The sequence below is a fragment of the Microbacterium jepli genome, assembly GCF_047237905.1.
Classification (GTDB): domain Bacteria; phylum Actinomycetota; class Actinomycetes; order Actinomycetales; family Microbacteriaceae; genus Microbacterium.
In genome coordinates, this window is record NZ_JBDFLW010000005.1 from 1,786,045 (window position 1) to 1,807,448 (window position 21,404).

Below are 21,404 nucleotides of genomic sequence, written 5' to 3' on the forward strand. Positions count from 1 at the left end.
CGTAGAATGGGGGAGTGTCTGAAATCACCCCCGATCTCGTGCGCCATCTCGGTGTGCTCGCCAGGATCCAGCTGAGCGACGAGGAGGTCGAGCGCCTCACCGGAGAGCTCGACGCCATCGTCGGCAACATCGCGAAGGTGTCGGAGGTGGCCACCCCGGAGGTGCCCGCCACCAGCCACCCCGTCCCGCTGGAGAACGTCTTCCGCCCCGATGAGGTCGGCGAGACGCTGACCCAGGCCGAGGCGCTGAGCAACGCGCCCGATCAGGCGGACGGACGATTCCGCGTCACCGCGATCCTGGGGGAGGAGCAGTGAGCGACCTCACCCGCCTGACCGCGGCCGATCTGGCCTCCGCCCTCGCCGCCGGTGACATCTCCAGCGCGGAGGCGACCCGGGCGCATCTCGACCGCATCGCCGCCGTCGACGGCGATGTCCACGCGTTCCTGCACGTCAACGCGCACGCGATGGATGCCGCGACCGACATCGATCGCCGGCGTGCCGCCGGCGATCAGCTCGGCCCGCTGGCCGGCGTTCCCCTCGCCATCAAGGACGTCCTCGTGACGACCGACATGCCCTCCACGAGCGGCTCCCGCATCCTCGAGGGCTACATGTCGCCGTTCGACGCCACCGTCGTGGCGCGCTCGCGCGCGGCCGGGCTCGTGCCCCTGGGGAAGACCAACATGGACGAGTTCGCCATGGGCTCCTCCACCGAGCACTCCGCGTACGGGCCGACCCGCAACCCCTGGGACCTCGACCGCATCCCCGGCGGCTCCGGCGGTGGATCGGCGGCCGCTGTCGCGGCCTTCGAGGCGCCCCTCGCGCTCGGCTCCGACACCGGCGGCTCGATCCGCCAGCCGGCGCACGTCACCGGCACGGTGGGCGTCAAGCCCACCTACGGCGGGGTGAGCCGCTACGGCGCCATCGCGCTGGCCTCGTCGCTCGACCAGGTCGGCCCCGTCACGCGCACGGTGCTCGACGCGGGCCTGCTCCACGACGTCATCGGCGGACACGACCACCGCGACTCGACCTCGCTCACCGACGCCTGGCCCTCGTTCGCCGAGGCCGCGCGTGACGGCGCCCGCGGCGACGTGCTGAAGGGACTGCGCGTCGGCGTCATCTCGGAGCTCGACGACAGCGGCTTCCAGCCGGGCGTGTCCACGTCGTTCCGCGCCGCGCTGGCGATGCTCGAGGCGCAGGGCGCCGAGATCGTCGAGATCTCCGCGCCGCACTTCGAGTACGGCGTCGCCGCGTACTACCTGATCCTGCCCGCCGAGGCCTCCAGCAACCTCGCCAAGTTCGACTCGGTGCGCTTCGGCATGCGCTCGGCCTCGGGCGGCACCGTCGAAGACGTGATGGCCGCCACCCGCGATGCAGGCTTCGGCGACGAGGTGAAGCGCCGCATCATCCTCGGCACGTACGCCCTGTCCGCCGGCTACTACGACGCCTACTACGGCTCGGCGCAGAAGGTGCGCACCCTCATCCAGCGTGACTTCGACGCGGCCTTCGAGAAGGTCGACGTGATTGCGACCCCGTCCGCTCCGACGACCGCCTTCCGTCTCGGCGAGCAGCTGGGCGACCCGCTGCAGATGTACCTCAACGACGTGACGACCATCCCGGCCAACCTCGCCGGGGTCCCCGGCATCTCGATCCCGTCGGGTCTCGCCGACGAGGACGGCCTGCCCGTCGGCATCCAGTTCCTCGCCCCCGTCCGTGAGGACGCACGGCTCTACCGGGTGGGCGCCGCGCTGGAGACGCTGCTGGTCGACTCGTGGGGCGCGCCCCTCCTCGACCGCGCCCCCGCGCTGGCGGCGTCCGGATCGAACGAAGGGAACCGCTGATGGCCAAGGAGAAGATCCTCTCGTTCGAAGAGGCCCTCGAACGGTACGAGCCCGTGCTGGGCTTCGAGGTGCATGTCGAGCTGAACACCAAGACCAAGATGTTCTCGTCCGCGCCGAACTCCTTCGGCCGCGAGCCGAACACCGACCTCGCGCCCGTCGACCTCGGTCTGCCCGGTTCGCTACCCGTCGTCAACGAGCGGGCGGTGCGCTACTCGATCTCGCTCGGCCTGGCCCTCGGGTGCTCGATCGCCCCGTCGAGCCGGTTCGCGCGGAAGAACTACTTCTATCCCGACCTCGGCAAGAACTATCAGATCTCGCAGTACGACGAGCCCATCGCCTTCGAAGGCTCCGTCGATGTCGAGCTCTCCGACGGCACCATCGTGACCGTGCCGATCGAGCGGGCGCACATGGAGGAGGATGCCGGCAAGCTGACCCACGTGGGAGGCGCGACGGGCCGCATCCAGGGCGCCGAATACTCGCTCGTCGACTACAACCGCGCTGGGGTTCCGCTCGTCGAGATCGTCACCAAGCCGATCTACGGCGCCGAGCACCGCGCTCCCGAGATCGCGAAGGCCTACGTCCAGACCATCCGCGACATCGTGCTCGCGCTCGGCATCTCCGACGCGAAGATGGAGCGCGGCAACCTGCGCTGCGACGCGAACGTCTCTCTGCGTCCCCGCGGCCAGGAGAAGCTGGGAACGCGCACGGAGACGAAGAACGTCAACTCCATGCGCTCGGTCGAGCGCGCCGTGCGCTACGAGATCCAGCGCCAGGCCGCCATCCTGGCCGCCGGCGGCTCCATCACGCAGGAGACGCGCCACTGGCACGAGGACACCGGTACGACGTCGCCCGGTCGGCCGAAGTCCGACGCCGACGACTACCGCTACTTCCCTGAGCCCGACCTGCTGCCCGTCGTGCCCGCGCCGGAGCTCATCGAGCAGCTGCGGGACGAGCTGCCGGAGCCTCCGGCCGTGCGCCGCCGCAGGCTCAAGGACAGCTGGGGCTTCACCGACCTCGAGTTCCAGGACGTCGCCAACGGCGGGCTGCTCGCCGAGGTCGAAGCCACGGTCGCCCTGGGCACATCTCCCGCCGCCGCCCGCAAGTGGTGGACGGGTGAGCTCACCCGACTTGCGAACGCGCAGGAACGCGAAGCCTCCGACCTGGTCTCGCCGCAGGACGTCGCGGACCTGCAGTCTCTCGTGGACGCCGGGACGCTGACGGACAAGCTCGCCCGCCAGGTGCTCGAGGGCATCGCCGCGGGGGAGGGCTCCGCGCAGGAGGTCATCGACGCCCGCGGTCTCGCCGTCGTCTCCGACGACGGCGCGCTGATCGCGGCGATCGACGAGGCCCTCGCCGCGCAGCCCGACGTGTTGGCCAAGATCCGCGACGGCAAGGTGCAGGCAGCGGGCGCGGTCATCGGCGCGGTCATGAAGGCGATGCGTGGTCAGGCCGACGCAGCCCGGGTGCGCGAGCTGGTTCTGGAGCGCGCAGCGCAGTAGCACCTCACCGGCCGGATGTCGGAGGTGCGCGAGAGGATGGACTCATGGGGCGCGGCGACGGCATGGGACGCATCGTCTCGCCCGACGACGCCGATGACACCGGCACCGGCATCCTGCACGTCGACATGGATGCGTTCTACGCGTCGGTGGCGGTGCTCGACGATCCGACGCTGAAGGGCAAGCCGATCATCATCGGGGCTCCGGAGGGGCGCTCGGTCGTCTCGAGCGCCTCCTACGAGGCCCGGCGCTTCGGCGTGCGCTCCGCGATGCCCGTATCGCAGGCGCTGCGCCTGTGCCCGCAGGCGATAGTGGTCTCGCCGCGGTTCGAGCGCTACACGACCGTGTCGGCGCAGGTCATGGAGATCTTCCGGTCGTTCACCCCCCTCGTGGAGCCGCTGTCGATCGACGAGGCCTTCCTCGACGTGCGCGGCGCCCGGCGGCTGTGGGGCACCCCGGGCGCGATCGCGCGACAGGTGCGGAGCCGCGTGCTGACCGAGACCGGGCTGGTGTGCAGTATCGGCGTCGCCGCAACCAAGCACGTCGCCAAAATGGCCTCCACCATCAGCAAGCCCGACGGACTGCTCATCGTCGCGGCGGCCGACACGCTCGACTTCCTCGGGCCCCGTCCGGTCCGGGCGATGTGGGGCGTGGGACCGAAGGCCGCCGAGTCGCTGGAGGCGCGCGGCATCCGCACGATCGCCGACATCAGAGAAGCCCCGCGCGAGGTGCTCGAGCGGGCTCTCGGCCGTGCCGGCGGCGAACGGGTGTGGCACCTGTCGCGCGGGCTCGACGCGCGCGAGGTGACGACGACGCACGTCGAGAAGAGCGTGGGTCACGAGGAGACGTTCCACGAGGACATCGCCGACCCGGCGGTGCTGCGCGCCGAGCTGCGGCGACTGTCCGACCGTGTGGGCGCCCGTCTCCGCCGTCACGGGTGGGAGGCGGCGACGGTGTCGATCAAGATCCGGTACGCGGACTTCACCACCATCACCCGTTCGCAGACCCTCGAGGCCGCCTCGGCCGTCAGCCAGCGCATCGGAGACGTCGCGCACGAGCTCTTCGACGCCGTCGACCACCGGCAGCCCGTCCGGCTCATCGGCGTGCGCGCCGAGAAGCTGCAGCCCGCCGGCGGTGACGCGATGGCCCTCTGGGATGACGATGAGGAGTGGAAGAAGCTCGACGGCGCGATGGATGACGCGACGGCCCGCTTCGGCACGAGTGCAGTGACGCGGGCGGCTCTCCTGGGTCGCGGTCGCGCGATCACCGCCGTCCCCATGAACCCCGCACCGCGAACTTTCGAGTGACGGGTCTGCCCGCGACCCTGGGCATCCCCGGCCACGGGCACTAGCGTGGAACCATGCCCAACATCGCACTCGAACTCGGCAAGCAGTCCGCCTCCCTCGGCGTCCAGAGCGCCTACGGCCAGCAGGAGGACGTCGACGGCATCCGGATCATCCCGGTGGCGCTGACGTGGTCCGGCTTCGGCGGCGGCTCCGACGAGCAGGGCAACGGCGGTGGCGGCGGCGGCGGTTACGCCCTCCCGCTCGGCGCGTACATCCGTCGTGGCGACGACCTCCGGTTCGAGCCGAACATCGTGTCGGTCCTGGCTGTCGGCATCCCCTTCGTCTGGGTGGCCGGTCGCGCGCTCAGCCGTGTCATCCGCGCCCTCAAGAAGTAGCTCCGACCCGGTCGCCGCCGCACGCGCCGTCGCCGTCGCCCGCATCCTGGATGCGGTCGTCGCGGTGGAGGCGTCCAATCCCGTCGTCCTGATCGACGGCCGCAGCGGCGCGGGCAAGAGCACCATCGCGCAGGACCTCGTCGCCCGGTGGCCCATCCGCGGACGGGTGCAGCTCGTCGCGCTCGACTCGATCTACCCGGGCTGGGACGGTCTGGCGGACGGCGTCGAGACGGCGCGCCGCCAGATCCTTGTCCCGCATGCGCGAGGGCTCATCGGCGTGTGGCAGCGATGGGATTGGACGGCGGAGGAGCCCGCCGAGGCGCATGCCGTCGATCCGTCCCTTCCGCTCATCATGGAGGGCTCCGGCATCCTCACGCCCGTGACCGCGCGCCTCAGTGACGTGCGCGTGTGGCTCGACTCGCCGACCGCGTCGCGGCGACGGCGGGCACTCGACCGGGACGGCGACACCTACCGTCCGCACTGGGAGCGGTGGGCCGAGCAGGAGGAGCGGCATCTGTCGCGCGACGAGCCGGCGCAGCATGCGACGCTCGTGCTCTCCATCCCCTGAGGCGTCGGCCCGCCGGGCCTCAGTACTCGGTCGCGGCCCGGACCAGACCGTCGAGGCGGAAGCCGAGCCAGTCGTAGATGCCGAAGCGCGGATCGTCGTCGGAATGATCGTCGTCATCCGCGATGCCGAGTCGCGACGCCAGCACGAGCCGCACCGCGGCGAGGGTGCGCAGCCACGACCTCACGCCATCGGGATCGAGCGGGATGGTGATGACGTCGGTCACGGTCGCCATCGACAGGTCGGCATCCTCGTCGGTGATCTCGGGGCCGAGCGACGACAGCACCGCATGCGCGTCCGCCGCACGCCGCGACAGCAGGTCGTCCTCGGTCAGCGAGCGGAACTCCCGCGCCGCCTCCTCGTCGTCGGCGTAGGCGGGCGGCACCAGGCGGGCCACCGCAGGGTCGTCCGTACGCGCCCCCTCGACGTCGTCCTCGAGCAGCTCGACGAACTGGCCGACGAGGCCGGCGAGATGCGTCGCCTCGATGCGCGTCATCTCCAGCACCACCAGGCGCGATCCCTCGGTCATCCGCTTCTCCTCACGGTGGCCCACAGGCCGTAGTCGTGCATCGCCTGCGCGTGCAGCTCCATCTGCTCCCGCGCCCCCTGGGCCACGATCGCCTTTCCGTCGTGGTGTACCGCGAGCATCAGCCGTGTCGCCTCCTCGAGGGAGTAGCCGAAGTACTCGCGGAAGACGTGCACGACGTAGTTCATGAGGTTGACGGGGTCGTTCCAGACGACCGTCTCCCACGGGGGCGAGGGCGCCCGGACGACGGCGTCCTCGATGTCGAGATCGGGCGCGGGGAGGACGGCGGCGGACATCAGGCCCATCCGAGTTCGTGGAGACGCTCGTCGTCGATGCCGTAGAAATGGGCGATCTCGTGCACGAGCGTCGTGTGGATCTCGTCGCGCAGCTCGTCCTCGTCGTCGCACACGGCGAGGTGCGGCTCGCGGTAGACGATCACGCGGTCGGGCAGCTCGCCCACGCCGTATCTGTCGCGCTCGGTGAGCGCCCAGCCGTCGTAGAGACCGAGCAGGTCGAGGCTGCCGTCCTCGGGCCGGTCCTCCACGACGAAGACGACGTTGTCGAGGCCGTCGATCATGTCGTCGGGGAGTGCGTCGAGCTCGGCGATCACGAGGGACTCGAAGGATGCTGCATCCATCTCCATCAGCGTCGCCTCCCTGATCGCGAGGCGGGCTGACTGACGATGGGGCCCGCGGATTCACGTCGACACGGACGGAGGCACCGGACCGAATTCGCGGCGACTTCCGCGCTCTGACTGGGGTGAGTAACGGGGCTCGAACCCGCGACATCGGCCACCACAAGGCCGCGCTCTACCAACTGAGCTATACCCACCATCGCCGATCCGCTCGCGCGGTCAACCCCTCGATTGTATTACACGTCCGCCGCGTACGACGACACGACGGAGGCTGCGACGGTGCGCGCGGAGTCACTGGTGGGGCCGGGCTGCGGCACGAACACCGCCTCGCGGTAGTACGCCATCTCGCGGATCGACTCGCGGATGTCGGCGAGTGCGCGGTGGCCTCCGTCCTTCGCGGGTGCGTGGATGTAGGCGCGCGGGTACCAGCGGCGAGACAGCTCCTTGACGCTCGACACGTCGATGTTGCGATAGTGCAGCCACCGGTCGATGCGCGGCATGTACTTGGCCAGGAACATCCGGTCGGTGCCGATGGTGTTGCCTGCCAGCGGCGCCTTGCCCTCGAGCGGCGCGAACCGCTGGATGTACTCGAGGGCGAGGAACTCGGCCTCGGCGACGCTGACGCCGTTCGGGATCTCCTCGAGGAGCCCGGAAGTGCGGTGCATCTCGGTGACGAAGTCGCCCATGTTCGCCAGAGCCGAGGCATCGGGCTTGACGACGATCTGGAAGCCGGGGTCGAGAGGACGCAGCTCGAAGTCGGTGACGATCACCGCGATCTCGACGATCTCGTCGACGGCCAGGTCGAGCCCGGTCATCTCGCAGTCGATCCACACGAGCCGGTCGTTTTCAGAAGCCCCCACCATGTCGTCAGTCTATCGACGGGGGAGGACAGCGGCCCCGCGGGCCGGGACGACCGCGGCATGGGCGGCCGTGCACTCACGCGGTAGCCTTGATGTGTCCGCCTTCGTAGCTCAATGGATAGAGCATCGGCCTTCTAATCCGACGGTTGCTGGTTCGAGTCCAGCCGGGGGCACCCCGGGACCTCCCGTCGAGGGGGTTGGCGAACTCCGCGCCGGAGCGTAGCGTTCGCTTCATCGGAAGGAGTGCGACCATGAGCACGACCGAAACCCCTCAGGCCCTGTGGGTGGCCTACGGCACCGGCGGTGTCGTCGGCTCGATCCGCAAAGACGGCGACGGTTACACGGTGACGATGGCCGGTGCCGACGAGGTGACCGGCACCTACCCGTCGATGGACATCGCCAAGAGCGCGCTCCGTTCGCACATGAAGCCGAACAGCGATTGGCCCGAGTTCCGCCAGCACTGAACCCCGGCCGGATGGTCAGACCGCGCTGACGACCTGTCGGCGCGCCGTGGGGCGGCGTGCGTCGAGCAGCGGCAGCGCCAGGTGCACGAGCGGGCCGATGGCCACGGCGAACAGCACCGTGCCGATGCCGACGGTGCCGCCCAGCAGCCAGCCGAGCAGAAGCACGGTGGCCTCGACGGTGAGGCGGCAGAGCCACACCGGCCAGCCGAGCCGGGCATGCATGCCGGTCATCAGTCCGTCACGAGGCCCGGGTCCGAAGTGCGCGCCGATGTAGAGACCGGATGCCGCGGCCACGAGCAGGATGCCCGCCACCAGCACCAGCAGCTGGGCGACGAGGCCCTCGACGGGCGGGATCAGGGTCAGAACGATCTGCATGGTGGTGCCCACCAGGAGGATGTTCGCGATCGTACCGAGGCCGGGCTTCTGGCGGAGCGGTATCCACACCAGCAGCACGAGGAAACCGATGATGTTCGTGATCCAGCCGATGCCCACGCCCGTGTGGATCGAGACACCCTGAGCGAACACTGTCCACGGATCCACGCCGAGGCCCGCCTCGACGGTCAGGGCGCAGCCCGTGCCGTAGAGGAGGAGTCCGATGAGGAGCTGGAGGACGCGGCGGGTCATGGGTACATCCAATCGCACGATTGGCTGTAGTACGCCAGTCCAATTCGGCTACCCTGGACCGGTGGACTCCCGTATCTCAGCCCGGATGCTCGCACTCTCCCTGGGCGGATGGCGCACGCGGGAGCCCGCCTACGAGGCTCTGGCCGACGGCATCCGCCTGCTGTGCCTCGACAACCGGCTCGCACCCCGCACGGCGCTGCCCGCCGAGCGCGAGCTCGCCGCGATGCTCGAAGTCAGCCGCACCACCGTGGCGGCGGCCTACCGCAGCCTGCGCGACACCGGCCACATCGAGAGCACGCGCGGCTCCGGGAGCGTGACGCTTCCGCTCGGGCGCCGGGAGCCCGGCCGGGTGGATGCCGACGCCGGCACCATCGACCTCCAGCAGGCCAGCCCGCCCGCGTGGCCCGGTCTGGCCGGGGTGATCGCCGGGGTGGCGGGTTCCGCCGCGTCGCTCGTCTCGCGGGTGGGGTACGACGTGGTCGGCCGGCCGGAGCTGCGGGCGGCCATCGCGGCCGAGTACGATCGGCGGGGCATCCCGACGTCGGCCGACCAGGTCCTCATCACGACCGGGGCGCAGGCCGCCATCCATCTCCTGGCCGGCGTGCTGCTGAGCCGCGGCGACCGCGTCCTGGTGGAGACGCCGACCTACCCCCATGCCGCGGATGCGCTGCGGCAGGCCGGCGCCCGCCTCGTCGGCGTGCCGGTCACCACCGCCGACGGCTGGGATCTCGATCGTGCGGAGCAGGCGTTCTCCCGCGCCCTCCCCGTGATGGCCTACCTCATGCCCGACTTCCAGAACCCGACGGGCCGCTCCATGAGCGGCGAGGAGCGCGTGGCCTTCGTGGCCGGCGCAGAGCGCGTCGGCTGCACGCTCGTGGTCGACGAGACCACCGCCGAGCTCGACATCGACCGGCCGGACGACCCCGCGGCGCTGGTGTCGGACGACCCGTCGACGGTGGTGCGCATCGGATCCGTCGGGAAGACGGTGTGGGGAGGACTCCGGGTCGGCTGGATCCGCGCTGACGGCGCCCTCATCCGCCGTCTCGCCGCAGCCCGCTCCACCCACGACCTCGGCACGCCGGAATTCGAGCAGTCCATCGTGACCGAGCTCTTCCCCCGGATGCCCGAGATCGTCGCGCAGCGCTCGCACGTGCTCCGTCAGGGCCGTGACGCCCTCGTCGCCGCCTTGGGGCGGGAGCTGCCCGAGTGGTCGGTGCCCCAGGTCCACGGCGGGGTGTCGCTCTGGGTGGGACTGGACGAGCCGCTCAGCTCGGCTGTCGTGATGGAGGCGCGTTCTCGCGGCCTGCTCCTGTCGGCGGGCCCCCGTTTCTCCGTGGACGGCGGACACGACCGACACCTGAGGATCCCGTTCACCGCTGCGCCGGAGGACCTGGAGCGCAGCGCCGAGATCCTGGCCGCGTCGTGGGAACGCGTCCGGCGAGCCGCACCCGTCGCGACCGCGCCGCGCCTCGAGGCCGTCGTCTGAGTCGAGTCGTCGCGGGCACCGCGTCGCCGCAGTGAGCATGCCGCCGAGGTGAGGGCGGCACCGATGCACTTCGCCGAAAATTTCGCCCAGGAGTCTCGCCGGCGTGGCGTCTAGCAGTCTCGCCGTCGCGTCCAGCGAGGCTTCTCGCCGTCGCGTCTCATCGAGGCGTCTCCCCCTGGCGTCAAGGTCGCGAATGGACAGGCGGCGCCGGTGCCTGCTGATCGCCGCGCGCCCTAGCGTGACAGTCGCAGGGTGTCGAGCGCCTGCTCGCACGACCAGAAGTCACCGAGATCGCGGAACGCCCGCGACAGCGGCTGGTATCGCAGCGCGCCGTAGCGCAATGTCGCCCCCTGACCCGTTGCGCGGATGTGTCCGACGACCCGGCCGTCTCGTCCGATGATCCTCCAGAGGCCGGGGGCCGCCCTGACGGCGGTGAGGAGCGCGCGTCGCGCCGCTGTGGCGACGACCTCTGCCACGTCGAGTGTCGGAGAGGAGCGCTCGTACGGCGCGGCGAGGGTACGGTCCGGGGTTGTCGATGATGTGCGCATGATGTCTTCCTCTCGTCTGCTGGATAGAACATAGATTCGACCTCCGACATTCCCATTTCGCCGGCGAAACGCCGACCCGATCGGGTGATTCATGCCTACGCCGTTCCTCCACAGGGCCGCCGCAACGACAGTGGTGAACCGATGACCAAGCGCGGCCACAATCGCGGCGCGCCCACACGCACCCTGGAGATGCGCCGGCGTCCGGTGGGCACCCGGATGCCGGCGCATCTCGGAGAGGGTCTCCGAGCGGAGAGAGGAAACACCATGAGCGACGTCATCACGGTCACCGGCAACATCGCGACCGAGCCCGACCTCAAGCAGACATCGGCCGGGGCCGTCACCAGCTTCCGTCTGGCCTGCACCCAGCGGCGCTTCGACCGCAGCACGAACGCCTGGGTGGACGGAGCCACCAACTGGTACACGGTCTCGATGTTCCGAGGCCTCGCCGACCACGCGTACAAGTCGCTGCAGAAGGGACACCGCGTCCTTCTGACCGGGCGCCTGCGCCTCCGGGAATGGGACAACGGCACGAAGAAGGGACTCACCGCGGAGATCGAGGCGGATGCGATCGGACACGATCTGCGCTGGGGAACCACGGCGTACGAGAAGAGCCGCACCTCCGGAGAGGGTGGTGCGGCCGACGCCGCACGCACCGACGACTGGGCCGTTCCCGGCGGTGACGGCCCCGATGGACTGTCGGAGAACGCGCCGGAGCACTGGACGGACGCCGATGAGCGCTCGGCGGCGCAGGAGCCACTGCCCACGCCGTTCTGAGTCGGCGGGCGAGGATCCGGTCACGGGGCGCCTGACGGGAGCCGCCGGCGCGTCCGCCGTAGACTCGGCCCGTGCTTCGTCGAACCCGTGTTCCCGATCCGCGTCGGGGCACCGAAGTCCCGCCGATGCGGGTGAAGGCGCGGGTGCGTCGCTCGACGTCACCTCTGCTCATCGGGACGGTCGTCGCCGTTATCGTGACCGGGTGCACAGCCGGCCCCTCCGACCCGTCGCCGACCGCGTCGGCACCGAGCGGTGCAGGCGGATCGCCGTCTCCGACGGCGGCGGCGCCGGCGACGACCGACCCGACAGCGCCCCCGGGACTTGTCCCGACCGGGTCCGCCGTCGACAACCTTCCGCTGTTCACCTCGGTCGTCGGCGCCGTCTGGGCGGACGGCGCGCCCGTGACGGGGCGCACCTACATCGATGCCCTCACCGCAGCGGGCTTCGATAAGGCCGCGATGCAGGTGACCCAGGACTCCACCACGATCGGCAACCCGGCCGAGGCGATCCAGTTCGCGGTGCGCTGGGGCGACGAGTGCCTGACCGGTCAGGTCGGGCCGACCACGCCGAACCCCGTCACCGCTGTGCTGCCGGGACTGCCGTCAGGTGGATGCCTCCTCGGGGAGACGCGCGCCATCGACTGGTGACCGCCGCGCGGGGCGGCACCGCCGAGGGAGCGCCGGCACCGCGTTCCGCGCCTGCAGGCGCCGGAAGGCGAGCGGGGCGCCGCCGCGTAGACTGGAGCGGATATGGCTGAGTACATCTATCAGATGGTCCGCGCGCGCAAAGCCGTGGGCGACAAAGTGATCCTCGACGACGTGACGATGTCGTTCCTCCCCGGAGCGAAGATCGGCGTGGTCGGTCCGAACGGTGCCGGAAAGTCGACGATCCTCAAGATCATGGCCGGGCTCGACCAGCCCAGCAACGGCGACGCGAAGCTGAGCGCGGGCTACTCCGTGGGCATCCTCATGCAGGAGCCCGAGCTCGACGAGGACCAGACCGTCCTGGAGAACGTGCAGCAGGGCGTCGGGCCCATCATGCGCAAGCTGAACCGCTTCAACGAGATCTCCGGACTGATGGCGGATCCCGACGCGGATTTCGACACGCTCCTGGCGGAGATGGGGACCCTGCAGGAGGAGATCGACGCGGCGGACGCGTGGGACCTCGACTCGCAGCTCGAGCAGGCGATGGACGCTCTGCGGACCCCGCCGCCGGACGCCATCGTCTCCCACCTCTCCGGTGGTGAGAAGCGTCGCGTCGCGCTCTGCAAGCTGCTGCTGCAGAAGCCCGACCTCCTGCTGCTCGACGAGCCCACAAACCACCTCGACGCCGAGAGCGTGCAGTGGCTCGAGCAGCACCTCGCGAAGTACGCCGGCGCCGTGCTGGCCGTGACGCACGACCGGTACTTCCTCGACCACGTGGCCGAGTGGATCTGTGAGGTCGACCGCGGCCGCCTCTACCCGTACGAGGGCAACTACTCGACGTACCTCGAGAAGAAGCAGGAGCGTCTGCAGGTCCAGGGCAAGAAGGACGCCAAGCTGGCCAAGCGCCTCGCGTCCGAGCTCGAGTGGGTCCGCAGCAACGCGAAGGGCCGTCAGACCAAGTCCAAGTCGCGTCTCGCTCGCTACGAGGAAATGGCAGCGGAGGCCGAGCGCACGAGGAAGCTCGACTTCGAGGAGATCCAGATCCCGCCGGGGCCGCGCCTCGGACAGCAGGTGCTCGAGACGAAGAAGCTCCGCAAGGGATTCGGCGAGCGGGTCCTCATCGAGGACCTCTCGTTCTCGCTGCCGCGCAACGGCATCGTCGGCATCATCGGCCCCAACGGCGTCGGCAAGACGACGCTCTTCAAGACGATCGTCGGACTCGAGCCCGCCGACGGGGGAGAGGTCAAGATCGGCGAGACCGTCGACATCTCCTACGTCGACCAGAGCCGCGGCGGGATCGACCCGAACAAGAACCTGTGGGAGGTCGTCTCGGACGGCCTGGACTGGATCCAGGTCGGCAAGGTCGAGATCCCGTCCCGCGCCTACGTCTCCCAGTTCGGCTTCAAGGGGCCCGACCAGCAGAAGAAGGCCGGCGTCCTGTCGGGTGGTGAGCGCAACCGTCTGAACCTCGCGCTCACGCTCAAGCAAGGAGGAAACCTCCTGCTGCTCGACGAGCCCACGAACGACCTGGACGTCGAGACGCTCGGCAGCCTCGAGAACGCGCTCCTCGAGTTCCCGGGCTGCGCCGTGGTCATCACGCACGACCGGTGGTTCCTCGACCGCATCGCCACGCACATCCTCGCCTACGAGGGCACCGAGGAGGACCCCGCGAACTGGTACTGGTTCGAGGGCAACTTCGAGGCGTACGAGCAGAACAAGATCGAGCGCCTCGGCGCCGACGCGGCCAACCCGCACCGCTCGACCTACCGCAAGCTCACGCGTGACTGACGAGCCGGCTCCGACGGGGGAGGAGCGGCGCGTCCACGTGCCGATCCACCTCCGCTGGGGCGACCTCGACGCGTTCAATCACGTCAACAACACCTCGATGCTCAAGCTGCTCGAGGAGGCGCGCGTACGCGCCTTCTGGCTTCCGGGCGAGGGGGAGGATGCTCCGCCGACCGCCGTGCTCGACTCCGGCATGCACAGCGGCATCCTGACGCTCATCGCCCGCCAGGAGATCGAGTACCTCGCGCCGGTGCCGTACCAGCGGCATCCGCTCGACGTGCAGCTCTGGTTCGGCGCCCTCGGCGGCTCCAGCGTCGAGGTCTGCTACGAGGTGCGCGGCCCGGTGCAGACGACCGCGCCGGGCGAGGAGCAGATCGTGTACGCGCGCTCGACGGCGGTGCTGGTGAAGGTCGATGCCGCCACGGGCAGGCCGACCCGCATCACCGCCGAGGAGCGGGCCGCGTGGGAGCCGTTCGTCGGCGCACCGATCGTCTACGGCCACCGGCGCTGAGCGCGGGTCAGGCCGAGCCTGCCGGCACCCGCACCGTGATCTCCTGGGCGACGCTCGCCAGGAGCACGCCGTCGCGGCTGAAGATCCGACCGGTGGACAGCCCGCGGCCACCCCGTGCGCTCGGAGACTCCTGCACGTACAGCATCCACTCGTCCACCCGGCCCGCGCGATGCCACCACATGGCGTGGTCGAGGCTCGCGACCTTGAGTCCGGGCGTCGCCCAGGCCACGCCGTGCGCGCGCAGCACCGGCTCCTGGATCGTGAGGTCGCTGAGGTAGGCGAGCGCCGCGCGGTGGATCGCCGGGTCGTCGGGCAGCAGGCCCCTCACGCGCAGCCACACCGCCTGGGCCGGCACCCGCTCGCCCTCGACGCTCACGTACACCGGCGAGGTGACGTGGCGGACGTCGACGGGGCTGTTGCGCATGAGACGCCACGCCGACGACGGCGCGTCGCGCAGCACGTCGGTCGAATCGCGGACACCGTCGGGGCCGGGGATGCCCTCGGGCATGGCGCCCTGATGCTCGAGCCCCGGATCCTCGTCCTGGAAGGACGCGATCATCGAGAAGATCGGCACGCCGTCCTGAAAGGCCTGCGTGCGGCGGGTCGAGAACGACCGCCCGTCGTGGATCCGGTCGACGGAGAAGGTGAGCCCGCGGGTCGCATCACCGGGGCGGAGGAAGTACCCGTGCATGGAATGCGGCGCACGGCCCTCGGGCAGCGTGCGCGACGCCGCCACGATCGACTGCGCCAGCACCTGGCCGCCGTAGATGCGGCCCGTGGGCATCGGCTGGCTCTCGCCCGTGAAGATGTCCTCGGTGGTGCGTGCCTGCGAGCCGGACAGGTCGAGCACTCCGAGCAGGGGTGCGAGGGAGTCGGCGGCCTCGGCGGTGGCGTGGTCCATCGAGCTCACAGCGTCTCCCGTTCCGGCGGCCGATGCCGCGCTTGGTAGTTTAGGCGGATGGCCGAACGCATCCTGTTCCCCGATGCCGACGCCGTCGTCGACGCCCTCACCTTCGCCGGACGCACGGCACGACTGGGCGACGGCGCCGTGCGGCTGCAGGCCCGTGGCGGCACTCTGGCGATGTCGTCGGCGCCGCTCGCACCCAAGACCCTCATGGATCCGACGCCCACGATCCTCGCCCTGCGAGCTCTGCCCGTCGACCCGGAACTCGAATGCGATCTCGTGGTCGAGGCATCCGCTCTGCTCCGCGATCCGCAGGATGACCGGGCGGTGCTGCTGCCCGAGACGGCCCTCTCGGCGATGTGGGCCGGCATCTCCGCGCCCCGCACCGGCTGGACCGCAGCGACCGAGATCGAGGCGTCGGAACTGGCCGCCCGCGCGCAGTGGGGGATCGCCGCGGTCGCCGAGGCGATGCCCGCCGACGCCGGCGAGGATATCGTGCACACGGTGCGCGCGGCCGTGTGGGGCGAGTCGGATGCCGCGATCGCCGACCTTCCGCGCGGTGCCGCCTTCGCCGCCTTCGCCCTCGGGTTCATCGTCGGGCAGGAGTCGGCTCGCGTGCTGACCTCCGGGGCCTGGACGCGGCTGTCACTCACGCGCGGCCACATCATCGTGCGCCGTCCGGTGCGCGCCGGTCTCACGCAGGTGCGTACCACCGGGCGTCCGCCGGCCGCCTGACCGCCGCGCCGATCAGGGGTCCTCCCGCGCCCGCCATCGCCGAACCCCCGCCTCAGACGGCCGCCGCCGCCGCTCGGCCCGCGACGCGACCGGAGAACAGGCAGCCGCCCAGGAACGTGCCCTCCAGCGCACGGTAGCCGTGCACCCCTCCGCCGCCGAAGCCGCTCGCCTCGCCGGCGGCGTACAGCCCAGGCACCGGCGCGCCGTCGGCGCCGAGAGCCCGCCCCTGCAGGTCGGTCTCGATGCCGCCCAGCGACTTCCGCGTCACCACGTGCAGCTTCACGGCGATCAGCGGCCCCGCGGACGGATCGAGAAGGCGGTGCGGTGCCGCCGTGCGGATCAGACGGTCACCGTGGAAGGCGCGCGCCGAGCGCAGCATCGCGATCTGGGCGTCCTTCGTGAACGGGTTGCCGATCTCGCGGTCGCGCGCGACCACCTCTGCGCGCACGCGCTCTGCATCGAGCGCCTCTCCGCCCGGCAGCGCGCGCATGCCCTCGATGAGGCCGTCGAGGTCGGAGCGGACGACGAAGTCCTCTCCGCGATCGAGGAACGCCTGCACGGGTCCGGCGGCGCCGCGGCCCAGACGCGAGCGCAGGAGCAGGCGCACGTCCTTGCCGGTCAGGTCGGGGTTCTGCTCGCTGCCGGAGAGCGTGAACTCCTTCTCGACGATCCTCTGCGAGAGCACGAACTACGAGTGATCGTGTCCGCTCGCCCGCAGGTGCGCGAGCGTGCCGAGGGTGTCGAACCCGGGGAACAGGGGAACGGGCAGGCGGCGGCCCGTGGCGTCCAGCCACAGCGAGGACGGTCCGGGAAGGATCCGGATGCCGTGGGCGGGCCAGATCGGATCGGTGTTGCGGATGCCCTCGACGTACTGCCACATGCGGTCGCCGTTGATGAGACGCGCGCCGGTGCGCGCGGTGACGGGCTGCATCGAGCCGTCGACGTAGGCCGGGACCCCCGCGAGCATGGTGGCGGGCGGGGCGCCGAGGCGGGCGGGCCACTGCGACCGGACCATCTCGTGATTGCCGCCGATGCCGCCCGAGGCGACGACCGTGGCGCCCGCCGTGATCTCGAAGCCGCCCACGACCTCACGGCTGCTCTCGACACCGCGGGCGGCGACCGTGGGCGCCAGGACGTCGCCGGAGGCTCCGGTCACCGCGCCGTCGGACACCGTGAGGGCGGTCACGCGATGGCGGGGGAGGATGCGGACACGCCCCTCCGCCTCCCCGCGCTCGACCTCCGCGAGGAACGGCGCCACGATGCCCGGACCGGTGCCCCACACGATGTGGAACCGCGGAACGCTGTTGCCCGGACCCGTCGCGGTGTAGCCGCCGCGCTCCGCCCAGCCCACCACGGGGAAGAACCGCACGCCGCGCTCGCGCATCCAGGAGCGCTTCTCGCCGGCGGCGAACGCCAGGTAGGCCTCCGACCACAGCCGCGGCCAGTGATCCTCGGGTCGGTCGAAGGTCGCGGTGCCCTGCCAGTCCTGTCGCGCGAGGTCGAGGGAATCGCGCACGCCCATTCGGCGCTGCTCGGGCGAATCGATCAGGAAAAGACCGCCGAACGACCACCACGCCTGCCCGCCGAGGTTGCCGCGCGACTCCTGGTCGATGATGACGACCTGTCTGCCGGCGGCGGCGGCCTCCGCGGCCGCGACGAGGCCCGCGAGCCCCCAGCCGATGACGAGGACGTCGGCGTGGATGCCGGGTGTCGGGGTGATGCTCATGACGACTCCTTCGTCGCGCAGGGGCTCAGCGGGCCGCTCGAGTCAGGGGACGTCCGGCGCGCGGCGGATGGTGAGGGGGAGGGACGCCGCTGCCGCCGCGTCGTCGCGACCGCCCGACTGCGGACCGATGCCCCGGGACTCGAAGGTGTTGACCATCGCGTGCGCGGCGCGCTCGAGGTAGTCCCAGAGCGTCGCCTCCAGCAGCGGCGGGAGGGCGAGGTCGTCGACCCCGGCCCGCATGTGGAGCAGCCAGCGGTCCCGAGCCTCCGGGTCGACGTGGAAGGGCATGTGGCGCATCCGCAGGCGTGGGTGGCCGCGCTGCTGGCTGTACGTCGTCGGTCCGCCCCAGTACTGCTCGAGGAACCCGGTGAGTCGCTCCTTGGCTGGGCCGAGGTCCTCCTCGGGGTACATCGGACGCAGCACGTCATCGGTGGCGACACCGGCGTAGAAGACGTCGACGAGCCGGACGAACGCGGCGCGCCCGCCCATCTGCTCGTACATGCTGGCCGGATCGATCGCGGCTTCGTCGGTCACGGGGTCTCGTCCTCCGGTGCCGGAGCGGGATGCGCCGCGCCCCGGTTCTTCTTCTTCGGCTTCCACACGGCGCCGGCGGCTGCCTGAGGGGCGATCTGGGTCGGCTTGGTCTTGGGTGGGTTGGCGCCGCGCACGCGGCTCGCGCCCTCGAGGCCGGTGAGCATGATCGAGTTCAGCTGCGGGAGGGTGAGTCCGAGGCCGTCGATGGCGTTCTTGAGCCGCATGCGCAGCTCGCGGGCGACATCGTCCTTGGCGCCGGCCCGCGTCTTCATCACGAGGCGGATGACGAGGGCGTCGCCGGACACCGACTCCAGCCCCCAGACCTCGGGCGCCTCCAGGATGCGGGTGCGCCACTTGGAGTCCTTCGCGAGGCCGCGGGCGGCCTCGAGCATGGCCCCCTCCACCTCGGGGATGTCCGCGTCGGCGGGCACCGCGAGGTCGATGATGACGCGGGACCAGCCGAGCGACATGTTGCCGATGCGGAGGATCTCGCCGTTGCGCACGAACCAGAGCGTGCCGTTGACGTCGCGCACGTGCGTCACGCGGACGCTCACGTACTCCACGATCCCGGTCGCGAGGCCCAGATCGACGACGTCGCCGATGCCGATCTGGTCCTCGGCCACGATGAAGATGCCGTTGAGGATGTCCTTCACGATGTTCTGCGCACCGAAGCCGAGGCCCGCGCCCACGGCCGCGGTCAGGAGGGTGAGAGAGCCGAGCGCGGTCGGCGCGAGGATGTTGACGATCATCAGCGCCGCGATGACGACGATCGACACGTTGACGATGTTGCGCAGGATCGACCCGAGCGTGCGCGTGCGCTGGACCAGTCGCACGGCGGCGAGGGGGGAGCGGTCGAGCGCCATCGTGTCGTCGACGTTCGCCTTGTCCTTGGCGCCCGAGACGATCCGCGTGACGATGCGGGCGATCATGCGCTGGAAGATCCAGGCCACGATCATCGCGCCGACGATGATGCCGGCGACCGCGAGCAGGTTCCAGCCGACCGACGCGAAGAACCGGCCCACCTGGGCCCACCACTCGGGGTTCGTGAAATCAGGCATCGCCCAGATCCTACCGAGGCCCCCTCTGTCGATCCTGGGCGAAGCTCAGGACGCCGAGGAGTCCGGAGGGGGCCCCGCGGGGGCGATCCCGGCCTGATGGGCGAGAATCACGGCGTGGACGCGGTCGCGCGCGCCCACCTTCGCCATCACGCGTCCGACGTGCGTCTTGACGGTCGACTCGCTCAGGAAGAGCTTCGCGGCGATCTCCGCATTGGTCAGTCCGCCGGCGATCGCGGTGAAGACCTCGTTCTCGCGTTCGGTGAGCGCGTCGAAGGTCTTCGGCGCCGCCTGCCCGGGGAGTGCCCCCACGAGGTCGATGAGCCGCCGCGTGATGCGGGGGGCGAGGGCGGCATCCCCGGCGTGCACCGCACGGACGGCACCGACGAGCTCCGAGCGCTGGGCGTCCTTGAGCAGGAACCCGCTGGCACCCGCGCGCAGGGCCGCGAAGGCGTCGTCGTCGAGGTCGAACGTCGTGAGGATCAGGATGCGCGCCTCCGGCCACGCGCGGACGATCCGCTCCGTCGCCCCGATGCCGTCGAGCCGCGGCATCCGGACGTCCATGAGGATCACGTCGGGGCGGAGCTCCGCCGCCAGCGCGAGCGCCTCGGTGCCGTCGGCCGCCTCGCCCACCACCTGCATGTCGGGTTCGGCCTCCAGCACGAGCCGGAACCCCAGACGGATGAGGTGCTGGTCATCGACGATGAGCACCCCGATCGGCTCGGTCATGTCCCTGCCCTCCGGTCGTCGCGCGGGATCGGCAGTCGCGCGCCGACCTCCCATCCTCCTCCGGCCGCAGGGCCGGCCGTCAGCGAGCCGCCGACGAGTTCGACCCGCTCGCGCAGGCCGCGGAGCCCGAATCCGCCCGAGTCGGGCGACGCCGCGGCGCGCCCGCCGTCGTCGCGGACGCGCGCGAGGATCTCGTCGTCGGTGCGGCGGACCGTGACGCGCACGGTGCGGGCGTCGGGAGCGTGACGCATCGCGTTGGTGACGGCCTCCTGCACGATGCGCCCCAGCGCGAAGCGGACGGAGCGGGGCACGTCGGCCAGGCTGCCGGTGAACTCGGACACGACCGGGAAGCCCGCCTGCTGAGCCGCCGCGACCACGGCCGCGGGGTCGACGGGCTCGAGCGGATCCCGCGGTGCGACCGACGCCGATGCCGACGCATCGGACGTGTCGCGCAGCACCCCGAGCATGGCGCGCATCTCCTCCAGAGCCCCGCGCGCCGTCTCCGCGGCGCTCAGACTGGCCTGCCGGCTGCGATCGAGGTCGGCGGCGGCCGCGGCGCCCTCGGACAGCGCGACGATCACCGTCAGCGAGTGCGAGACGATGTCGTGCATCTCGCGGGCGATGCGGGTGCGCTCGGCGGCGGCCGCGAGTCGCGCCTGCTGATCGCGCTCGACCGCGAGCTGCCGGGAGCGGTCGATGAGCGCCTCGAGGTAGCGTCGGCGGTTGCCGACGTTGACGCCCAGCAGGCTGCCGAGCAGCAGCGCGAGGATCGCGGACACGAAGGACGACAGGTGGTAGCCGAGCTGTGCGGGCTCGGCCACGGCGAAGCCGACCGCCGAGAGCGCCAGCGCCGCCCCCACCACGCCGAAGGCGATCCAGCACGCCCGCACCGAGGCGTAGACGGCGACCGCGTAGATCGCGAAGGCCGGCAGCGGCTGGACCGCGGGTCCGAGGCTGGGCGGCAGGAGCAGGAGCGGAGCCGTGGCCACGACGAGGGCCGGGAGGGGATGCCGGCGACGGAACAGCAGTGCGACGCCGCCGGCGACGATCATCGCCAGGGCGATCCACGCCTGCTCAGGCGTCGCCGGATCCGGCGCGCCCGCGCGGAGAGCGGCGGAGGGAAGGGAGAAGAAGACCGCGATCAGGGCGATCATCCCGTCGGCCAGCCGGGGATGCCGCGACCAGAAGCGGCGGAACACCCCGGGCGGCCGCGGCAGCAGCAGATCGTCGTCGACGCCCGGAGGGGCGTCGACGACGCTCGTGCGGGCCTGGCGCGGCATCCGGCC

The 21,404-nt window shown here is 71.1% G+C and carries 24 protein-coding genes, 2 tRNA genes and 1 pseudogene; 14 read left to right on the forward strand and 13 right to left on the reverse strand.

From position 1 onward, the window contains the following. The first annotated feature begins 14 nt into the window (after positions 1-14). The 6 genes from gatC to ABC304_RS12730 are packed head-to-tail and all read left to right on the forward strand — an operon-like array spanning position 15 to position 5,582. Entirely contained in the window at positions 15-314 is a 300-nt protein-coding gene (gene gatC / locus ABC304_RS12705) for an Asp-tRNA(Asn)/Glu-tRNA(Gln) amidotransferase subunit GatC (protein ID WP_412931151.1), read from the forward strand. Beyond that, positions 311-1,837 (forward strand): Asp-tRNA(Asn)/Glu-tRNA(Gln) amidotransferase subunit GatA, encoded by a 1,527-nt coding sequence (gatA, locus tag ABC304_RS12710; protein ID WP_412931153.1) that lies wholly within the window; start codon positions 311-313, stop codon positions 1,835-1,837. The genes gatC and gatA overlap by 4 nt, the downstream gene beginning before the upstream one ends. After that, the gene (gene gatB, locus ABC304_RS12715) at positions 1,837-3,336 is read left to right on the forward strand and encodes an Asp-tRNA(Asn)/Glu-tRNA(Gln) amidotransferase subunit GatB (protein ID WP_412931155.1); all 1,500 of its coding nucleotides are present in this window, start codon (positions 1,837-1,839) and stop codon (positions 3,334-3,336) included. Before gatA ends, gatB begins: the two co-directional genes overlap by 1 nt. A gap of 44 nt (positions 3,337-3,380) precedes the next feature. Then, positions 3,381-4,640 carry a DNA polymerase IV gene (locus tag ABC304_RS12720; protein WP_412931156.1) on the forward strand — a complete coding sequence of 420 codons (1,260 nt, stop codon included), beginning with the start codon at positions 3,381-3,383 and terminating at the stop codon, positions 4,638-4,640. Between the two features lie 53 nt (positions 4,641-4,693). After that, positions 4,694-5,014, forward strand: a complete 321-nt coding sequence (locus ABC304_RS12725; protein ID WP_127095606.1) for a hypothetical protein — start codon at positions 4,694-4,696, stop codon at positions 5,012-5,014. After that, complete coding sequence (locus tag ABC304_RS12730) at positions 4,989-5,582, forward strand: nucleoside/nucleotide kinase family protein (protein ID WP_412931158.1); 594 nt, start codon at positions 4,989-4,991, stop codon at positions 5,580-5,582. Before ABC304_RS12725 ends, ABC304_RS12730 begins: the two co-directional genes overlap by 26 nt. Before the next feature lie 19 nt (positions 5,583-5,601). Here ABC304_RS12730 and ABC304_RS12735 read toward each other — a convergent pair whose 3' ends face one another. The 5 genes from ABC304_RS12735 to orn all read right to left on the reverse strand — a co-directional run bounded on the left by ABC304_RS12735 (position 5,602) and on the right by orn (position 7,602). After that, positions 5,602-6,108 carry a DUF2017 family protein gene (locus ABC304_RS12735; RefSeq protein WP_412931160.1) on the reverse strand — a complete coding sequence of 169 codons (507 nt, stop codon included), beginning with the start codon at positions 6,106-6,108 and terminating at the stop codon, positions 5,602-5,604. Continuing rightward, positions 6,105-6,410 (reverse strand): ATP-dependent Clp protease adapter ClpS, encoded by a 306-nt coding sequence (gene clpS / locus ABC304_RS12740; protein WP_412931162.1) that lies wholly within the window; start codon positions 6,408-6,410, stop codon positions 6,105-6,107. Before clpS ends, ABC304_RS12735 begins: the two co-directional genes overlap by 4 nt. Continuing rightward, positions 6,401-6,748 (reverse strand): metallopeptidase family protein, encoded by a 348-nt coding sequence (locus ABC304_RS12745; RefSeq protein WP_412931163.1) that lies wholly within the window; start codon positions 6,746-6,748, stop codon positions 6,401-6,403. The genes clpS and ABC304_RS12745 overlap by 10 nt, the downstream gene beginning before the upstream one ends. 112 nt (positions 6,749-6,860) lie before the next feature. After that, positions 6,861-6,936: transfer RNA gene (locus ABC304_RS12750), tRNA-His, on the reverse strand. A 39-nt stretch (positions 6,937-6,975) separates the two neighbouring features. After that, positions 6,976-7,602, reverse strand: a complete 627-nt coding sequence (orn, locus tag ABC304_RS12755) for an oligoribonuclease (RefSeq protein ID WP_127095602.1) — start codon at positions 7,600-7,602, stop codon at positions 6,976-6,978. Positions 7,603-7,699: 97 nt separating this feature from the next. Here orn and ABC304_RS12760 point away from each other — a divergent pair. Beyond that, positions 7,700-7,772: transfer RNA gene (locus ABC304_RS12760), tRNA-Arg, on the forward strand. Between the two features lie 78 nt (positions 7,773-7,850). Continuing rightward, on the forward strand, positions 7,851-8,063 hold the full coding sequence (locus tag ABC304_RS12765; protein ID WP_127095601.1) for a methyltransferase: 213 nt from the start codon (positions 7,851-7,853) through the stop codon (positions 8,061-8,063). Between the two features lie 15 nt (positions 8,064-8,078). On the opposite strand, the gene yczE is transcribed toward ABC304_RS12765, so the two are convergent. After that, positions 8,079-8,687, reverse strand: a complete 609-nt coding sequence (gene yczE, locus ABC304_RS12770) for a membrane protein YczE (protein ID WP_412931166.1) — start codon at positions 8,685-8,687, stop codon at positions 8,079-8,081. Between the two features lie 61 nt (positions 8,688-8,748). Here yczE and yczR point away from each other — a divergent pair, with 61 nt between their 5' ends. After that, positions 8,749-10,173: a MocR-like transcription factor YczR gene (yczR, locus tag ABC304_RS12775; protein WP_412931168.1), complete on the forward strand. Its 1,425-nt coding sequence runs from the start codon at positions 8,749-8,751 to the stop codon at positions 10,171-10,173. Positions 10,174-10,406: 233 nt separating this feature from the next. On the opposite strand, the gene ABC304_RS12780 is transcribed toward yczR, so the two are convergent. Then, a complete protein-coding gene (locus tag ABC304_RS12780; RefSeq protein ID WP_412931169.1) occupies positions 10,407-10,721 on the reverse strand; it encodes a hypothetical protein in 315 nt (104 codons plus the stop codon). 264 nt (positions 10,722-10,985) lie between these two features. Here ABC304_RS12780 and ssb point away from each other — a divergent pair, with 264 nt between their 5' ends. The 4 genes from ssb to ABC304_RS12800 all read left to right on the forward strand — a co-directional run bounded on the left by ssb (position 10,986) and on the right by ABC304_RS12800 (position 14,435). Continuing rightward, on the forward strand, positions 10,986-11,495 hold the full coding sequence (gene ssb, locus ABC304_RS12785; RefSeq protein ID WP_412931170.1) for a single-stranded DNA-binding protein: 510 nt from the start codon (positions 10,986-10,988) through the stop codon (positions 11,493-11,495). 71 nt (positions 11,496-11,566) lie between these two features. Next, entirely contained in the window at positions 11,567-12,142 is a 576-nt protein-coding gene (locus ABC304_RS12790) for a DUF6993 domain-containing protein (RefSeq protein WP_412931172.1), read from the forward strand. A 102-nt stretch (positions 12,143-12,244) separates the two neighbouring features. Further along, positions 12,245-13,927, forward strand: coding sequence for an energy-dependent translational throttle protein EttA (gene ettA / locus ABC304_RS12795; protein WP_412931174.1), 1,683 nt, complete (start codon positions 12,245-12,247; stop codon positions 13,925-13,927). After that, a complete protein-coding gene (locus tag ABC304_RS12800) occupies positions 13,920-14,435 on the forward strand; it encodes an acyl-CoA thioesterase (RefSeq protein WP_412931176.1) in 516 nt (171 codons plus the stop codon). Before ettA ends, ABC304_RS12800 begins: the two co-directional genes overlap by 8 nt. Positions 14,436-14,442: 7 nt before the next feature. Here ABC304_RS12800 and ABC304_RS12805 read toward each other — a convergent pair whose 3' ends face one another. Then, positions 14,443-15,336 (reverse strand): acyl-CoA thioesterase, encoded by an 894-nt coding sequence (locus ABC304_RS12805; protein WP_412931178.1) that lies wholly within the window; start codon positions 15,334-15,336, stop codon positions 14,443-14,445. A gap of 57 nt (positions 15,337-15,393) precedes the next feature. On the opposite strand from ABC304_RS12805, the gene ABC304_RS12810 reads away from it, so the two are divergent. Further along, a complete protein-coding gene (locus ABC304_RS12810) occupies positions 15,394-16,074 on the forward strand; it encodes a DUF8185 domain-containing protein (protein ID WP_412931180.1) in 681 nt (226 codons plus the stop codon). A 52-nt stretch (positions 16,075-16,126) separates the two neighbouring features. Here the strand turns inward: ABC304_RS12810 and ABC304_RS12815 are convergent. From ABC304_RS12815 to ABC304_RS12835, 5 genes and pseudogenes are all read right to left on the reverse strand, one after another. Then, positions 16,127-17,800, reverse strand: a pseudogene (locus ABC304_RS12815) (FAD-binding dehydrogenase). A gap of 42 nt (positions 17,801-17,842) precedes the next feature. Next, a complete protein-coding gene (locus ABC304_RS12820; RefSeq protein WP_412932939.1) occupies positions 17,843-18,301 on the reverse strand; it encodes a globin in 459 nt (152 codons plus the stop codon). 29 nt (positions 18,302-18,330) lie between these two features. Beyond that, positions 18,331-19,392: a mechanosensitive ion channel family protein gene (locus tag ABC304_RS12825; protein ID WP_412931182.1), complete on the reverse strand. Its 1,062-nt coding sequence runs from the start codon at positions 19,390-19,392 to the stop codon at positions 18,331-18,333. Between the two features lie 45 nt (positions 19,393-19,437). After that, positions 19,438-20,118: a response regulator gene (locus ABC304_RS12830; RefSeq protein ID WP_412931184.1), complete on the reverse strand. Its 681-nt coding sequence runs from the start codon at positions 20,116-20,118 to the stop codon at positions 19,438-19,440. Further along, positions 20,115-21,398 (reverse strand): sensor histidine kinase, encoded by a 1,284-nt coding sequence (locus tag ABC304_RS12835; RefSeq protein ID WP_412931185.1) that lies wholly within the window; start codon positions 21,396-21,398, stop codon positions 20,115-20,117. Before ABC304_RS12835 ends, ABC304_RS12830 begins: the two co-directional genes overlap by 4 nt. Positions 21,399-21,404 lie beyond the last annotated feature (6 nt).

Bases quoted from the DNA above. Each gene is read 5' to 3' on its own strand.
- gatB (WP_412931155.1), top strand. From the start codon at position 1,837: ATGGCCAAGGAGAAGATCCTCTCGTTCGAAGAGGCCCTCGAACGGTAC.
- ABC304_RS12720 (WP_412931156.1), top strand. From the start codon at position 3,381: ATGGGGCGCGGCGACGGCATGGGACGCATCGTCTCGCCCGACGACGCC.
- ABC304_RS12725 (WP_127095606.1), top strand. From the start codon at position 4,694: ATGCCCAACATCGCACTCGAACTCGGCAAGCAGTCCGCCTCCCTCGGC.
- ABC304_RS12735 (WP_412931160.1), bottom strand. From the start codon at position 6,108: ATGACCGAGGGATCGCGCCTGGTGGTGCTGGAGATGACGCGCATCGAG.
- clpS (WP_412931162.1), bottom strand. From the start codon at position 6,410: ATGGGCCTGATGTCCGCCGCCGTCCTCCCCGCGCCCGATCTCGACATC.
- ABC304_RS12745 (WP_412931163.1), bottom strand. From the start codon at position 6,748: ATGGAGATGGATGCAGCATCCTTCGAGTCCCTCGTGATCGCCGAGCTC.
- orn (WP_127095602.1), bottom strand. From the start codon at position 7,602: ATGGTGGGGGCTTCTGAAAACGACCGGCTCGTGTGGATCGACTGCGAG.
- ABC304_RS12765 (WP_127095601.1), top strand. From the start codon at position 7,851: ATGAGCACGACCGAAACCCCTCAGGCCCTGTGGGTGGCCTACGGCACC.
- yczE (WP_412931166.1), bottom strand. From the start codon at position 8,687: ATGACCCGCCGCGTCCTCCAGCTCCTCATCGGACTCCTCCTCTACGGC.
- ABC304_RS12780 (WP_412931169.1), bottom strand. From the start codon at position 10,721: ATGCGCACATCATCGACAACCCCGGACCGTACCCTCGCCGCGCCGTAC.
- ssb (WP_412931170.1), top strand. From the start codon at position 10,986: ATGAGCGACGTCATCACGGTCACCGGCAACATCGCGACCGAGCCCGAC.
- ettA (WP_412931174.1), top strand. From the start codon at position 12,245: ATGGCTGAGTACATCTATCAGATGGTCCGCGCGCGCAAAGCCGTGGGC.
- ABC304_RS12805 (WP_412931178.1), bottom strand. From the start codon at position 15,336: ATGGACCACGCCACCGCCGAGGCCGCCGACTCCCTCGCACCCCTGCTC.
- ABC304_RS12810 (WP_412931180.1), top strand. From the start codon at position 15,394: ATGGCCGAACGCATCCTGTTCCCCGATGCCGACGCCGTCGTCGACGCC.
- ABC304_RS12820 (WP_412932939.1), bottom strand. From the start codon at position 18,301: ATGTACGAGCAGATGGGCGGGCGCGCCGCGTTCGTCCGGCTCGTCGAC.
- ABC304_RS12825 (WP_412931182.1), bottom strand. From the start codon at position 19,392: ATGCCTGATTTCACGAACCCCGAGTGGTGGGCCCAGGTGGGCCGGTTC.
- ABC304_RS12830 (WP_412931184.1), bottom strand. From the start codon at position 20,118: ATGACCGAGCCGATCGGGGTGCTCATCGTCGATGACCAGCACCTCATC.
- ABC304_RS12835 (WP_412931185.1), bottom strand. From the start codon at position 21,398: ATGCCGCGCCAGGCCCGCACGAGCGTCGTCGACGCCCCTCCGGGCGTC.